The organism is Streptomyces sp. NPDC019443 (assembly GCF_044389785.1).
Lineage (GTDB): Bacteria > Actinomycetota > Actinomycetes > Streptomycetales > Streptomycetaceae > Streptomyces.
The window spans coordinates 1-13,934 of record NZ_JBIRYJ010000020.1 but is presented as its reverse complement, the minus strand read 5'-3'; the positions used below and the strand labels follow the sequence as shown (position 1 = coordinate 13,934).

The 13,934-nt window shown below is 66.7% G+C and carries 12 protein-coding genes and 1 pseudogene; 5 read left to right on the top strand and 8 right to left on the bottom strand.

The window, feature by feature from the left end; translation table 11 throughout:
* Nucleotides 1-14: 14 nt before the first annotated feature.
* Genes ACH492_RS35480 through ACH492_RS35470 form a run of 3 tightly spaced genes read right to left on the bottom strand, consistent with a single transcriptional unit; the run spans nt 15 to nt 3,694 of the window.
* Nucleotides 15-995 (bottom strand): hypothetical protein, encoded by a 981-nt coding sequence (locus ACH492_RS35480; protein ID WP_398992840.1) that lies wholly within the window; start codon nt 993-995, stop codon nt 15-17.
* A gap of 9 nt (nt 996-1,004) precedes the next feature.
* On the bottom strand, nt 1,005-2,666 hold the full coding sequence (locus tag ACH492_RS35475) for a prenyltransferase/squalene oxidase repeat-containing protein (RefSeq protein ID WP_398992838.1): 1,662 nt from the start codon (nt 2,664-2,666) through the stop codon (nt 1,005-1,007).
* 59 nt (nt 2,667-2,725) lie between these two features.
* On the bottom strand, nt 2,726-3,694 hold the full coding sequence (locus tag ACH492_RS35470) for a polyprenyl synthetase family protein (RefSeq protein ID WP_398992836.1): 969 nt from the start codon (nt 3,692-3,694) through the stop codon (nt 2,726-2,728).
* A gap of 420 nt (nt 3,695-4,114) precedes the next feature.
* On the opposite strand from ACH492_RS35470, the gene ACH492_RS35465 reads away from it, so the two are divergent.
* On the top strand, nt 4,115-5,107 hold the full coding sequence (locus ACH492_RS35465) for a bile acid:sodium symporter family protein (protein ID WP_398993002.1): 993 nt from the start codon (nt 4,115-4,117) through the stop codon (nt 5,105-5,107).
* Here the strand turns inward: ACH492_RS35465 and ACH492_RS35460 are convergent.
* Nucleotides 5,078-5,464: pseudogene (locus ACH492_RS35460) on the bottom strand (GNAT family N-acetyltransferase); the annotation flags it as partial. The gene ACH492_RS35465 and the pseudogene ACH492_RS35460 overlap by 30 nt on opposite strands.
* Before the next feature lie 51 nt (nt 5,465-5,515).
* On the opposite strand from ACH492_RS35460, the gene ACH492_RS35455 reads away from it, so the two are divergent.
* Complete coding sequence (locus ACH492_RS35455) at nt 5,516-5,911, top strand: nuclear transport factor 2 family protein (RefSeq protein ID WP_398992835.1); 396 nt, start codon at nt 5,516-5,518, stop codon at nt 5,909-5,911.
* Nucleotides 5,912-5,967: 56 nt separating this feature from the next.
* Here the strand turns inward: ACH492_RS35455 and ACH492_RS35450 are convergent, their stop codons facing one another.
* The 4 genes from ACH492_RS35450 to ACH492_RS35435 are packed head-to-tail and all read right to left on the bottom strand — an operon-like array spanning nt 5,968 to nt 10,196.
* Entirely contained in the window at nt 5,968-7,044 is a 1,077-nt protein-coding gene (locus ACH492_RS35450; RefSeq protein WP_398992833.1) for a polyprenyl synthetase family protein, read from the bottom strand.
* Complete coding sequence (locus ACH492_RS35445; protein WP_398992831.1) at nt 7,037-7,912, bottom strand: SAM-dependent methyltransferase; 876 nt, start codon at nt 7,910-7,912, stop codon at nt 7,037-7,039. The genes ACH492_RS35450 and ACH492_RS35445 overlap by 8 nt, the downstream gene beginning before the upstream one ends.
* Before the next feature lie 38 nt (nt 7,913-7,950).
* Nucleotides 7,951-8,988 (bottom strand): zinc-dependent alcohol dehydrogenase family protein, encoded by a 1,038-nt coding sequence (locus tag ACH492_RS35440; protein ID WP_398992829.1) that lies wholly within the window; start codon nt 8,986-8,988, stop codon nt 7,951-7,953.
* Complete coding sequence (locus ACH492_RS35435; protein ID WP_398992828.1) at nt 8,985-10,196, bottom strand: acetylornithine transaminase; 1,212 nt, start codon at nt 10,194-10,196, stop codon at nt 8,985-8,987. The genes ACH492_RS35440 and ACH492_RS35435 overlap by 4 nt, the downstream gene beginning before the upstream one ends.
* A gap of 369 nt (nt 10,197-10,565) precedes the next feature.
* Between ACH492_RS35435 and ACH492_RS35430 the strand changes: the two genes are divergently transcribed.
* From ACH492_RS35430 to ACH492_RS35420, 3 genes are all read left to right on the top strand, one after another.
* Nucleotides 10,566-11,858 carry a cytochrome P450 gene (locus ACH492_RS35430; RefSeq protein WP_398992826.1) on the top strand — a complete coding sequence of 431 codons (1,293 nt, stop codon included), beginning with the start codon at nt 10,566-10,568 and terminating at the stop codon, nt 11,856-11,858.
* 48 nt (nt 11,859-11,906) lie between these two features.
* Nucleotides 11,907-12,992 (top strand): zinc-binding dehydrogenase, encoded by a 1,086-nt coding sequence (locus ACH492_RS35425; RefSeq protein WP_398992824.1) that lies wholly within the window; start codon nt 11,907-11,909, stop codon nt 12,990-12,992.
* A gap of 181 nt (nt 12,993-13,173) precedes the next feature.
* Nucleotides 13,174-13,596 carry a hypothetical protein gene (locus ACH492_RS35420; RefSeq protein WP_398992822.1) on the top strand — a complete coding sequence of 141 codons (423 nt, stop codon included), beginning with the start codon at nt 13,174-13,176 and terminating at the stop codon, nt 13,594-13,596.
* Nucleotides 13,597-13,934 lie beyond the last annotated feature (338 nt).

The following is a 13,934-nucleotide window of genomic DNA, read 5'->3' as shown; positions in this document are numbered from 1 at the left end:
CTGTAGCTAGCAGGTCACGGCGTCACGAACCCGACCGCTCCCTCGCGGTAGCGGTCCGAACGCGCCGGCCAGCGGGCGGCGGCCGACATAAACGCCTTATAGTGGGCGAAGTAGCGCCGCAGGTCGTCGTCCTCGGTCAACCCATACCGAGCGGGTCGGGTGCGGATGTCCTCGTAGGTCTCGACAGCCCTGGCGCACAGTTTCCGTGCATGCGCCCGGGCGGTGGGGATGTCCCATCCGTACTCGTGCTGAAGCACCGGGACGATGTTGGCGCTCAGGCCGTGCGCCCGTTCCTCCTCGAAGGAATACAGGTCGTTGGCGATGCATCCGTAATCGGCAACCGCCATGTCGACCAGCTGCACGCACGGGTGGGTGCGCACCTGCTCAGGCAGTCTCAGGCGACAGACGAAGTGGTCGAGTTCCAGCTGAACGGTCATGGTGCTGAAGACACGGCGCATCCGCAGATACGACGTCAGGTCGGGGACCACTCCCCTGTCGCGCAGGTCTAGTTCCCACAGGGTGGCGGACAGGTAACGTCTGATTTCCTGCCGCAGCCGGGTGTCGTCCCACCGCGGGTCGATGCGATGGATGTCCTTCAAGACGCGGTCCAGCAATCGGGCGAGCGGCTCGTCGGCGCCATGCCCGTCCAGGACCGCGTGGATGACCGCATGCTGTTCCAGCACCGGCTCCAGCCAGCCCTCCTCCAGGCTCAGCAGATCGCTCCATGTGTCGTCGAAGAGAACCAGGAAGGCGATCCACAGAGCCGCGACCTCGAGCCGCTCCGCATCCGCGTCCGGATAGGTCAGCGCGGCCGCCTCGCCCAGCGCGATGCCATGCAGTACGACGGCGCCGGCCCTGCCCCTTACACCCGCCTCCGCGGCGACTTGGCGGACGTATGTGGCGGCGGCGTCGCCGTACGGGCTGGAACGGTCGGGAAACGGGCAGTCGACCACCAGGGCTTCCGCCGAGGTCTCATGGGTCTGCGCGGACGTCATGGCTTCGCCTCACCGGGTCTTCAGGTCGTGCGTGGCGGACAGGCAGGCGGCGCGGGCGATGCGCACGGGTGTATAGACGTCCTTGCCGATCCACAACGGAGTGCTGTCCTCGGTGATCTCGCCCCGCGCCAGGGTCCGCCGAGCAGCCTCCAGCGCCTCATCGACCTGCTGCCCACGATGGGCGTTCCGGGACAGCCGCAGTATCCAGACCGCGTACGCCGTCTCCTCGATCGTGCCAGTGCCGTGCCCCCAACGATCTGCGGGGCGACGGGTGTTCAGCACCCAGGAGACAGCACGTTCCACAGCGGGGCGGGCAGTCTCCCCCGCGTAGGCGGCCAGTGCCTGCGCACAGCTCGCCGTCGCGTAGTACGGCGAGCCGTTCCACTTGTCGGTCCAGCTGCCATCCGCGTTCTGCACGGACAGCAGCCAGTCTGCGGATCCCACCACCGGCGCGCCGAAACGCGGCAGGTCGTCGGGGTAACGCTGAGTCCAGAAGCCCAGCGCCTCCAGCGCGTGGGCGTTCGCGCTCGGTGAAGCCGTCCGTTCGTCCGGGTAGGTACAGAAGTGCCCCTCATTGTAGTAGTGCAGCAGGCTGTCCGGCCGATGCCGACGCCCGTGCCGGGCCAGCGCATACAAGCCCACGGCGGTGTCGTCGGCATCCGGCGGCAGTCCGAACCCGGCTGTCATGCCTTCCTCCAGGCATACGGCCTCCAATTGGTCGAGGAGGGACTCTGATGCCTGATGCGGGACGTCGTGCGTGGCCAGGCTCGCGAGGACCCAGGCACGTTCGAAGTTGGGCATCGGCGCGCCGAGCGGCAACAGCCCGCCGCGGTGCCGCTGCAGGTCGTCCAGGAAGCGCAGGGCGGCCCGGGCCTCCTGAGTCGCGGCGGCGGGCGGTGCCGTCAGACTGTCACCGGTGGGGTCGGGGCCCGTGGGACTGCCCGCCAACCAGGCCGCCGTCGCGGCCGGTGAGCAACTCACCGAGCCGTTCACCGGCTGGACCTCCTGTGCGAACGGCCGGCCCGGGGCGAGGATTTCCCAGGCATGCCAGAGTTTGGGCGGCAGGGTCCGTCCGGCGGCCGTAGCGGTCCGCAGGGCCACCAGGATGGAGTCGTCCGTGCCGCGAGGAAGCGGCAGGGTGAGCGAGACCAGGCGCTCCGGCAACCCGGGCAGGCACGTCGTACGGTGCCGGATCAAGTGATCGTTGATCTGTGCGATCAGGCCGGGTATGACCACCTCGATGGCCACCGTGTCAGGCAGCTGCTTGGCCTCTTCGGAACCCTGCCCGCCGGTGAGCCAGGTGTGGAGGGTCTCGATTCCGCGCACGGCCGCGCGCCGTATACGGTCCGCTCCGGCACCGTCGGCGACCTCTCCACGCCGCCACGCCGTGAGCAGGGCCTCCACAGCGCTGAGCGTCGGCACGAGGCGGAAGCCCGCCACCCCCCAGCCGCCGTCGGCCGCCTGCTCCTCACAGAGATAGCGCAGCCGCCGACCGGCTCCGCCGAGCCACGGAGCCACGGTGACGACCCGAGCGTTCTCGTACACCGAAGGACTGATCTGCGCCCAGGGGTCAGCCTCCGACTCCTCGAGTAGGACCTGCGCCTCGTCGAGTTCCACGGACTCTGCGGTGTGCGATGCCGGCCGTTGCTCGGTGGTCGGGGTACGGCTCATGAAGAAACTCCTCGGGCTCGTCGGCCACATGTTTAGGAGGGGAAGAGCAAGTTCGGCTCTCAGGCCTGACGCTCGGTTGCCTCGAGGGCGAGCGAACGGAGCGCGCTGCGTCCTGGGTCGCGGAAAGGAATGTCCTCCAGCGCCTCCATGCCCTGCCGCCAGCGTTCCCGGATCATCTGCTCGACGGTTTCCACCGCCTGGGTGGCGATCAGGAGTTCACGTACCTGTGCTGCACCCGAGTCGTCCAGTTCAGGGTCGCCGAACAGTCGGGTGAGGGTCTTGTGCTGGAGCGCGTCCGCCTGCCTCAGTGCGAGGGCGATGAGGGTGGTGGCCTTCCCGTCGCGAAGGTCCTCGAGGCTTGACTTGCCGGTAACCGCCGGATTCCCGAACACACCCAGGAGGTCGTCACGCAGCTGGAACGCCTCGCCGACCGGGAGAGCGAAATCGGAGCAGGACCGCAGCACCTCCTCATCCCCGCCGGCCAGGGCCACCCCTATCTGCAGAGGGCGCTCGATGGTGTACCGACCGCTCTTGTGCCGGGCGATGGCGAGCGCCATGTCCACATCGACCTCGAGGTCGCAGGCGGCACGCACATCGAGGTACTGGCCCAGCATGAGTTCCGTGCGCATGGCATCGAGGACCGGCCGGAGAGCGCGAAGCTGGACGGGGGCGAGGCCGCTGGCGTGGATCAGCTCGTCCGACCAGACGAGCGCCAGGTCGCCCACGAGGATGGCGCAGTTGTTGGCGAGGCGGTCCGCGTCGTCGCCACGGAGCGGTCGCCGACCCTCGCCCGTCGTGCGCGTGTCGGTGTCGTCCGCCATGCGCCGGTGCAGGGTTGGCCGACCGCGGCGGGACTCCGAGGCGTCCATGACGTCGTCGTGGATGAGGGCGAACATGTGGAAGAGTTCCAGGCTCGCGGCGACCTTGAGGACGGGCGCGTCGTCACCGGTACCTCCTGCGGCCAGCCACCCGCAGTAGCAGAGCAGGGGGCGAAGTCGCTTCCCCCCGGAGCCGGCCAGCTCCTCCAAGAGCCGAATCGCCGTCCCCAGCTGGGCATCGATCGGATCCGAGAGGGAGCGACGCTTCCGGTCCAGAAACCAGTAGAGTTCAGCATCGACCGCTGCGCGAATTCCGGAAAGATCAACCTTTTCCAGAGGCATAGTCCGCGCATCAGAGGTCAGTAAGTGTTCCGCCATAGACTCTCTCCCGCCTGTTCAGGTCAATCAATAAAGAGTCGACGATTCGAATCCATCGCTCTCGTTCCGCGGACCACCGGCCACCGCTTTCCGGCACCGCAAAACTACGCAAGAGCTCTCGGCAGAGCAACGCCACGGACGTTGACAGCGATGTAACAGATGTGGATCCCTATTGGACATTCGACGGCATGAACGTCAACGGTCCGAGCCTTGGCCGACAGGCCATGCGAATGCGACTATTACCCCTGGCACATGAGGCGCTCACTGACCGAAGGGACAGCTGTCGTGGGCACTAATTCTTTGCTTTCAAGTCTGTTACCAATCGCCATCGTGGTGTTGATGCTTGGCCTCGGTCTCGCCCTCACCCGGGAGGATTTCCGGCGCGCCTTGCGCTCGCCGCGCGCGGTCGCCGTTTGTCTCATATGCCAGTTGGTCCTGCTGCCGGGCGTGTGCTTCGCGCTGGCGCACGCCTTCGGCCTCAGCGGTCCGTCGGCAGTCGGCATGGTGCTCGTGGCAGCCGCGCCGGGGGGAACCACCGCCGGCCTCTTCAGCCACATGGCAGGCGGTGACGTCGCCCTCAACATCACCCTCACCGCGGTCAATTCGGTGCTGGCGGTACTCACACTGCCGGCCCTGGTCGGTCTGGCGGCCGCGCACTTCCTGCGCGGCGGCCTCGGTGACGTCGAGTTGGGGCTCGGGGAGCTGGTATCGCTGTGGGGGCTGATCCTGCTCCCGGTGGCGGCGGGCATGGTCGTCCGAGGCCGGCGTCCCGCGCTGGCGGATCGACTGACAGGGAAGGTGAAGACGCTGTCCGGAGTGTTCTTGGCCGTCATGGCCGTCCTCGCCGTGCTCACGGAACGAGCCGAGCTGCTCGGGTATCTGCGACAGGCGGGACCCGCAACCGCGACGTTCTGCGTCATCAGCCTGGCCGTGGGCTATGTGGTACCTCGGCTGCTGGGCGTTACGGGTCCGCAGTCCGCGGCCATCAGCCTGGACATCGGTGTCCACAACAGCGGGCTGGCCCTGGCGATCGCACTGAGCCCCGCGATGGCGCGCGACTCCACGTTTGCCGTGCCGGCCATCACCTATGCGGTCGTCGCGCTACCGTGTGCTGGCATTGCGGCGTTCCTGATGTCCCGCCGCCGTCCAGGCAGGACGTCGCATCGCGATGTGCCGGATGCCGTCCTCCAGGAAGACCTCACCCTCCGCGACGAAGCCGCGTTTCGCATAGAGCGAGACGGCTGACAACTGAGCATGCAGCCGGACGGCGCGATCGGCTGCCATCGAGTGCAGCGCAGCGTCCAGCAGCAGCCCCGCGAGGCCGGTGCGCCTCAGGTGCCGCACCGTGACAACCCTCCCGATCCGCGGCCCCTCTGCCTCCGCAAGGATCCTCAGGTACGCCACGGGCCGCCCGTCGGCCGGATCCGCGAGCCACATGTGCATGGTGTCCGGCTCCAGGTCGCGGCCGTCTAATTCATCGTAGGCACATTCCTGCTCCACGACGAATACGTCCACACGGAGACGTAGCAATTCGTACAGTGTCCTCGTGTCGAGTTGCGCAAAGGTGGCTGTATGCAGGCGTACCTCGAGTGCGGGGGGCATGTCATTCCTTCGGCCGATTCTATTACTCAACTCTCCACAGGAGTCACAGACATGACTCAGGAAAATGCCATCCGAGTCGCGAAATCCTTCTACGATGCCGTCGAGCAGCGGAATTTCGATACTGCGTCGGAAATCCTTCACTCCGAATCAACGGTGTGGAACGAACACGAGCGGTCCGACCATCCGGCGCGACCCGTGTTCAATGGCTCCCACCCACTGTGGTCCGCTCTCGCCGAGTTCCGTTACACGGAAAGAAAATACATGGCTACGGACCACGAGGTCACCGTCGAATACGTGGCCCGCGGCACAACTGTGCGCGGACGCCAGTTCGCCTTTCCCGTAACCGCCCGCCTGTTCCTTACCTCCGACGGACGCGGGATCCGCCGCATCGAGGAGTTCTTCGGCCTCGCGGACTCGGCGGCCTTCCAGGAGGTGCTCGCAGACTGAGGTACGGAGAAGGAAGCCTTAAGGTTCCTCCGCCGTACGACAGTCAGGCCGACCTCCTAGCTGCCTCGCGTGACGATGAGCCTGAACAGCGCCGTGAGCTCGTCCCGCGCGGTCGTCGGGGGCAGGGAACCGGCGAGACCGTCCAGAGAGCCCCGAAGGTGCCGGGCCGACAGCTCCTCGGCATGCCGTCGGCCACCCGCGGCCTCGATGAGATCGGCCTGCATCCGCAGCTCCTCCTCCGACGCCGACGCCCCGGTCTGCCTCATCAGGACCGCCAGCCGTTCTCCCGCGTCGGTCCCGCTGCGCAGTGCGGCGATGACCGGCAGCGTCTTCTTGCCCAGCCGCAGGTCACTGAAGGCCTGCTTGCCAGTGGCTGCCGGGTCACCCCAGATGTCCTCCACGTCGTTGGCGATCTGCCAGGCCAGGCCAACGCCACCGGCCGCCCGGTGAAGCAAGCCGGCCAGCGCGCCGGACGCGCCACCGAGGAGGGCCCCGATCGCGGCGGCGGCGCCCAGCAGCGCGGTGGTCTTGTAGGTCGCGTCGAAGTAGTGACGGTACGTCACCTCATCCACCGGAATCTTGTCCAGCGCCAAGTCCGCTGCCTGACCACGGATCATCTCGTGAAGGGTGTCCACCATCATGGTGACGGCTGCCCGGCCGGCCTCACCGGCGACCGGCGTCAACTGGCGCAGCGCCAGGGCTGTCAGGGCATCCCCGCCCAGTACGGCCTGGGGAATACCGAAGGCTGCCCAAGCGGTGGCACGTCCCCGGCGGCGTTCGTCTGCGTCCATGATGTCGTCGTGCAGCAACGAGAAGTTGTGCAGCAGCTCCACCGCCACCGCGCCGGGGACCACGGTGGCGGGCTCCGTCCCGGTCGCCGCCGCGGCAAGGAAGGCGACGCGGGCACGCAGGAGCTTGCCCGCGTCCTCCGTCCCGGTCGGCCGCCCCTGCGGGTCGCACCAGCCGAAATGGTGGCCGCACAGCCGGGCGAGATCAGGATGGAGTTCCTCCACTGCCGACCGCAGGGGCGGAAGGACGAGGCTCCTCGTGACCGAAGCGGCGTCCCGGACGGTCTCGGCGGGGGGCGGACCTGTCGCCTCAAGCACGGGACGGATGGCTGCCCGCTCAGGCATCGACGGCCTTTTCCGCCGCTATGACGAGATAGTTCAGGTGATTCTTGCGGTACCCGTCGAGGAAGGGCTGCTCGACTCCGGTCTTCAGCCGGGAGTGCGAGCGCAGTTCCCAGTAGGGGACGGCGCTCTCCGTCAGGTCCAACACCCGGGACGGCACCAGCCCGTTGTCCGCCAACGCCTTGAGATACGTGCCTCGCCCGTGGATGTGGCAGACATAGTGCTCGTCGATGGCCGAGACATCCGGTGACGCGGCCACCTCTGCGTCGTTGCGGCACCAGGTGACCAGGACGTAGCGCCCGCCCGGACGCAGCACCCGGGCGAACTCCCGGAAGGCCTCGTGGAGATCCACGTACATCGTGGTCTCGTTCGTGTAGATCGCATCGAACGTGCCGTCCTCGAAGGGCGTCTCCACCATGTTCGCGTAGTGGAAGTCGACCTTGTCGGCGCAGCCGCGCTGCTGAGCCAGTTTCTGGGCGAATTCGATGTGATGCTGGCAGAAGTTCACCCCGTCCACCTGGCAGCCGAACCGATCGTGGACCATGAAGCTGGTGCCGCCGCGCCCCGATCCGCCATCCATGACCCGGGCGGTCGGCGGGATGTCACCAAGCGCGTCGGTGATAAGCCCGACCTGCTCCGTCTCCAGGCGGTGCATCTCCTTCAGGATGAGCTTCTGGCGCTCCTGTTCGGGCGCCAGCAGGATGCTCCGGTTGAAGTCGCCGACGGCATAGTGGTGGTGGTAGAGACCATCCATCTGCCCCAGGAGGAGGTTGATGTCGTCGGACTGCTTGTCCTCCCAATGCTTGTTCAGGTCCTGCTCGTAGGAGTTACGGATCACTGCGCTCTGAAGGGACACACTGTCCACGGTCATACGATCGCTCCTTCGTGGGTAAGGCGTGCGGACCACGCCTAGACGCGGATGAGAGCCTTGAGGGCGTGGCGTTCCTGCATCGCCGCATAGCCGATCGGTGTGTCGGCGAGGCGAATGGGCAGGTCGAAGACGGGGCTCGGGTCGAGCTTGCCGTCAAGGACGTCGGGAAGTAGTTGGGGGATGTAGGCGCGGACCGGGGCGATACCGCCCCGCAGGCTGACGTTCTTGTCGAAGAGCTGCCGGATGTCGACCTTGCCGCCCACTCCGTGCGGGGCGCCGACGAACCCCACCGCGGCCCCGGGCCGGGCCACGGAGATCGCCGTATGCAGGGATTCCCAGGTGCCGACCGCCTCGATCACCGCGGACGCACCCTTTCCGGAGAGCAGTTCACGCAACCGGGCGATCGCCTCCTCTCCGCGCTCCGGCACGATGTCCGTGGCGCCGAACCTCAGACCGAGGGCAGTGCGTTGCGGATGCCGACCCATCAGAACGACACGTTCGGCGCCCAGGCGACGCGCCGCCAGCACGCCGCACAGGCCCACCGCGCCGTCCCCGACGACAGCTACGGTGTCACCGGGACGCACACCCGCCGCGACGGCGGCGTGATGGCCCGTTCCCATCACGTCGCACAGGGTCAGGAGGGCCCGGTCGAGTGGCTCGTGCGCGCCGGCCGGAATTCGTACCAGAGTGCCGTCCGCAAATGGCACCCGGACCGCTTCGCCCTGACCGCCGTCCGCACCCGGCACGCCCCAGAAGCCTCCCTGCTCGCAGGACGTGTGCAGTCCCACGGCGCAGAACTCGCAGGATCCGTCCGACCACACGAATGGGGCGATCACGCGGTCACCGGGACGTACGGCCGCCACCTCGCGCCCGACTTCCTCCACGACTCCGATGAATTCGTGCCCCATCCGCTGACCAGGCTTGCGGGGTGCCGTGCCTTGATAGGCCCACAGGTCACTGCCGCAGATGGCGGCGTGTGTGACAGCGACAATGGCGTCGGACGGTTCGTGGATCTGCGGGTCGGGTACGTCTTCCACCTTGATGTTGCCGGGCCCCTGGATGACCGCCGCCTTCATGGCGTGACCTCGTCGGCGAGCTCCGTCTGAGCAGCCGTCAGCAGCGCAGGCAGTGACTCGACGAAGGACTGCGCTTCGTCACTGCTGAGGATCAGCGGCGGCGAGACCCGGACGACATCAGGCTGCACGGCGTTGACCAGGAAGCCCGCCTCCCTGGCGTGTGCTTCGACCGACCGAGCTCGCGGCTCGGTAAGCCGGAACGCCTGCCACAGGCCGATCCCTCGGACGCCTGCGAGCAGCTCATGGGAGATCGCTGCCAGACCGGTTGCCAGGAGCGCGCCGATCTTGGTGGCGTTCCCCAGCAGGTCGTCGCCGTCGATGGTGTCCAGCACGGCATGGGCAGCGGCACAGCTGACCGGATTGCCTCCGAACGTGGACCCGTGGTCGCCCTGTTCGAACACCGTGCCGTATCGGCCCAAGCCTATGCACGCGCTGATCGGCAGCCCCCCGCCCAGCCCCTTGGCCAGAGTCAGGACATCGGGCAGCACATCCTCGTGCTGATGGGCAAACCACAGACCAGTGCGGCCGATCCCGCTCTGTACCTCGTCGAAGACGAGGACCGCCCCTGTCGAGTCGCATATCTCGCGAACGGCCCGCAGGTAACCGGCCGGCGGCGGTATGACGCCCGCCTCGCCCTGGACCGGTTCGAGGAAGACCGCCGCGCACCGGGCCGTCACCGCGCTGCGCAGCTCCTCGACCGAGCCATAGGCGACATGCCGGACCGCGGCGCAGAAGGGCTCGAAGGACTTCCGTGCACGCGGCGCCCCGGTGAGGGTCAGCGCTCCCATCGTGCGCCCGTGGAAGCTGCCCTGCGCCGCCACGACGTAGGTACGGTCGGCACCGGCGTGCTTGCGCACCAGCTTGAACGCGGCTTCGTTGGCCTCTGCGCCGGAATTGGCGAAGAAGACTCGCCCTTCGGCGCCGACGAGCGTGAGCAGCCGCTCGGCCAGCCGTACCTCCGGCTCGTGCAGGCTGAGGTTGGAGATGTGCGCGAGCCGTGCCACCTGCTCGGACACGGCCCGCACCAACGCAGGATGCGCATGCCCGAGCGTGGAGACGGCCAGGCCGCCGATCAGGTCGAGATACGTTCTGCCGTCCGCGTCCGTGACCACGCAGCCTTTGCCTTCGACCACCGCCACAGGTGGAACTCCATAATTCCCCATAAGCGCGTTCTGAAATCGATCACGCAGCGCCCTACTGTCGCCCACGAGTCACCATCCAGTCAGCATTATTACATCTCCAGCAACAGAGAAACACCAAACCACCTTGCCCCCAAAAAGACAACACCACGGCATGCAAGCAAGACGAATTGGTCAGGCTTTTCCAGTATCTGTGCAGGTCAGTAGCCACATAGCACAGGCCGACGGGAGGATTGACAAATGCGTGAACAAACCGCTTCCAGTGTGTACACGACATCAACATTCGCTGCATGAATGTCAGCACAAGAGGCGTTGTCACGCCTCAATGAAAGGAGGACAGTAAACGGTACGGGATATCAATCTATTGCAACGGGAGAGGTGTCGATGACAACCGTTCGGGAAATTCCGTCCGTTGCAGGCTCCGCGCTGACTGGCGTCATGACGGCTCTTCGACGCGATCCGCTCGCGACGTATCTGCGCGCCCGGCGTGACCACGGCGACGTGGTCCGGTTCACCGTCGGCCCGCCGGGCCTGCGCCAGGACCTATACGCGGTCTTCTCCGCCGAGGGAGCCCAGCAGGTGCTGGCCCGGTCCGTCGGCTTCCGGAAGGACGACACCTTCTACGACGAGATCCGCAGCATCTTCGGTAACGGCCTTCTGACCAGCCAGGACCACGACTATGTGCGGCAGCGCCGGCTCATCCAGCCGCTTTTCACCCGCAAGAAGGTGGATCGGTACGCCGACGCGATGTGCGAGGAGACGCTGCGGACGGTCGCCGAGTGGAGGGCCCTGGACGACCGTACGCTCGACGTCATCCCCGAGGTGACCCGCCTGACACAGCGTGTCGTGTCGCGCGTCCTGTTCGGCGCTGCGAGCGAGGAGGCTGGCGACGTCGTCGACCGCTGTTTTCCGCTGCTGGGCGCTTACATGCTCAAACGCGGGTTCGCTCCGCTGCCGTTTCCACGGACCTGGCCGACTCCGGCCAACCGGCGGGCGGCTGCCGCACGGCGGGACCTGTACGAGGTGTGCGACCGGATCATCGGGGAGCGCGACTCACGGGAGAGCGGTAACGACCTGCTGGAACTCCTGCTAAACGCCGGTGACGGAACCGGCGACCGGCTCACGCCGGAGGAGATCCGGGATCAGGTGCTGATCTTTTTCCTGGCCGGACACGAGACCACCGCCACGTCGATGACTTTCGCCCTTCACCTGCTCGCCCGTAACCCTGAGGCACAGGAGCGGGCACGGGAGGAAGTCGACCGAGTCCTGGGAACCCGCACACCTACGGCCGACGACTTCGACCGGCTCGAGTACGTCCACATGGCGCTCAAGGAGGCCATGCGGTTGTATCCCCCGTCCCCCGGCATCAGCAGGCGAGCCACGGCCGAGACCGAGATCGACGGCTATCGCATTCCCGCGGGAAAGATCGTCTTCCTGAGCCCCTGGGTCACCCACCGACACCCGTCCTACTGGGAGGACCCCGAGGTCTTCGCGCCCGAGCGGTTCTTGCCCGAGGTGGAGGCCGAGCGGCCGCGTTACGCCTGGTTCCCCTTCGGCGGCGGGCCGCGGGCCTGCATCGGTCAGTACTTCTCGATGCTGGAAGCCGTACTCGCCATCGCTGTGATCCTTCAGGCCTTCGAAGTGGAGGCGGTGGACACCGAGATCCAGCTCACCCAAAAAATGGCCCTCCGATCCGAGGGGCCGATCAGATGTCGGTTCGTCCCGCGATGAGCCGCGTACCCGAGACCCAACGGTCCCTTACATCCGGAGGTGAGCCACATGCGTGCGGCAGTACTGCGCGAGTCAGGACGAGGTGAGCTCGAGCTGCGCGACGACGTCGTGGCACTCGGCCCTGACCATGATGAAGTCAGGATTCGTATTCGGGCGACCGGAGTGTGCCATTCCGACCTGTCCCTCATCTCTGGCGAACTGCCCGGTGGTGGCGGCGCGATGATCGTCGGCCACGAGGGTGCGGGCGAGGTGGTCGAGGTCGGGGACCAGGTCACCGCCGTTTCTCCCGGCGACCACGTAGTGGTGAACTGGATCCCGGCCTGCGGGCGATGCGAAGACTGCCGCAACCGTCAGGTCCATCTGTGCATGGGATTCATGGAGAACCTGTTCTCCAAGCATCGCTTCGAGGTCGGCGGCACACCGGCATTCGGGATGGCCGGCACCGGCACCTGGGCCGAGGAAATGGTCGTCCCCTGGCAGGCGGCTATCAAGATCGACCCCGACTTCCCCCTCGATCAGGCCGCCCTGCTCGGTTGCTGCGTTCCCACCGGCGTCGGGGCGGTCCTGAACACCGGATCGGTGCAACCGGGCGACCGGGTCGCGGTGGTCGGACTCGGCGGGGTAGGCCTGTCGGCCGTCCAGGGTGCGCGGCTCGCCGGAGCCACCAGCATCGTCGCGATCGATCCGGCTCAACACAAGCACCCGCTCGCCGCCCGGTTGGGCGCGACGCACACGGTCACACCCGACGAGGCCGAGGACACCAAAGACCGCCTGACCGGTGGGAGGGGGTTTGACCACGTCTTCGAAGCGGTGGGGCGGTCCACCACTGTCAGGCACGCCTGGCAGCTGACGCGGCGCGGCGGCGAGGTCGTGGTGATCGGAGCCGGAGCACCGAACGACCCACTGGACATCAGCACCTATGAGCTGCTGTTCGCCAGCCGCAGCATCAAGCCTTCCGTCTACGGCGAATCTGACCTACGGCGCGATCTGCCAAAGCTCATCGATCTGACCCAGTCGGGTCACCTGGACATCGGAAGCCTGATCAGCGCTCGCGTGCCCTTCCAAGATCTCAATGATGCTGTGGCTGCACTGGCAAAGGGGGAGGCTGTCCGCCAGGTTGTGATCTTCGATTGAATTTGTCGATCAGGTCAGGATCTCACTGATCCGCTACAGCAAGCGGCGGCTGCGCCCCCACCCGGCCTGACCCGGTGAAGCCAGCGCTCCAGGTGCCCTTACGTCGACCCTCCATCGACGTAAGGGCACCTTGACGTCAGGATAGGTTGACGTCAAGGCAGCTTGATGGCACGGTGGATATGTGGCAACTCCTGATGAGGTTGAGCGTCAGTACACACTGCTGTCCGCTGCGGCGCGTTTCGATTCCCTGCGCACACGCGATGCTCTGGCATCACCTCCGGATGATGAGGACGAGGCGGACGACTTCGCCGCTGACACGGCGTCGCTGACACGCGAGGAGGCTTTGGAGCTGCTCGCACTGGGAGAGGTGATCGCCCGGAAGGCCGCCTACGGACGTCAGCTCTCCGTACGGTCAGCTCGGCGGGCCGGTGCTTCCTGGTCACAGATCGGCGCGGCACTCGGTACCAGTAAGCAGGCGGCTTGGGAGGCTCACAACCGCTGGATCGACGAACAGGCCAAACAGCAACAGGACGCAGGGCACTGGGGCTTGGACGACAACGCCATCGACACTGCCCGCACGCTCGCGGGTGAGCCCGACGACTGAAGGGGTCATGCGCCACGAAGTCCGCGCCGGTCCCGTCTCCTTCCTGCGTCAGGTACCCACACTAGGCAGATCTCTACCCCTCACCTCGTCGCTCCTGTCCCAGCCACGCCGAGCTGCCGTCGCCGGCTCAGCCGACCCGCCTCTCCGCACTCTCCTGCCAGTACCGCAGTGACGAGGGCACCGGAGATAAAGCCATCAACAGCACCCTGGGCCTCCTTCGAGCCCAAGACCACCGCACCCGTATGAGGAGCGATTAACGATGTTCGAGAGGTTCACCGACCGCGCGCGGCGGGTTGTCGTCCTGGCTCAGGAAGAAGCCCGGATGCTCAACCACAACT

Coding starts and splice junctions, on each gene's coding strand:
- ACH492_RS35480 (WP_398992840.1), bottom strand. CDS start 995: ATGACGTCCGCGCAGACCCATGAGACCTCGGCGGAAGCCCTGGTGGTC.
- ACH492_RS35475 (WP_398992838.1), bottom strand. CDS start 2,666: ATGAGCCGTACCCCGACCACCGAGCAACGGCCGGCATCGCACACCGCA.
- ACH492_RS35465 (WP_398993002.1), top strand. CDS start 4,115: ATGAGGCGCTCACTGACCGAAGGGACAGCTGTCGTGGGCACTAATTCT.
- ACH492_RS35455 (WP_398992835.1), top strand. CDS start 5,516: ATGACTCAGGAAAATGCCATCCGAGTCGCGAAATCCTTCTACGATGCC.
- ACH492_RS35450 (WP_398992833.1), bottom strand. CDS start 7,044: ATGCCTGAGCGGGCAGCCATCCGTCCCGTGCTTGAGGCGACAGGTCCG.
- ACH492_RS35445 (WP_398992831.1), bottom strand. CDS start 7,912: ATGACCGTGGACAGTGTGTCCCTTCAGAGCGCAGTGATCCGTAACTCC.
- ACH492_RS35440 (WP_398992829.1), bottom strand. CDS start 8,988: ATGAAGGCGGCGGTCATCCAGGGGCCCGGCAACATCAAGGTGGAAGAC.
- ACH492_RS35430 (WP_398992826.1), top strand. CDS start 10,566: ATGACGGCTCTTCGACGCGATCCGCTCGCGACGTATCTGCGCGCCCGG.
- ACH492_RS35425 (WP_398992824.1), top strand. CDS start 11,907: ATGCGTGCGGCAGTACTGCGCGAGTCAGGACGAGGTGAGCTCGAGCTG.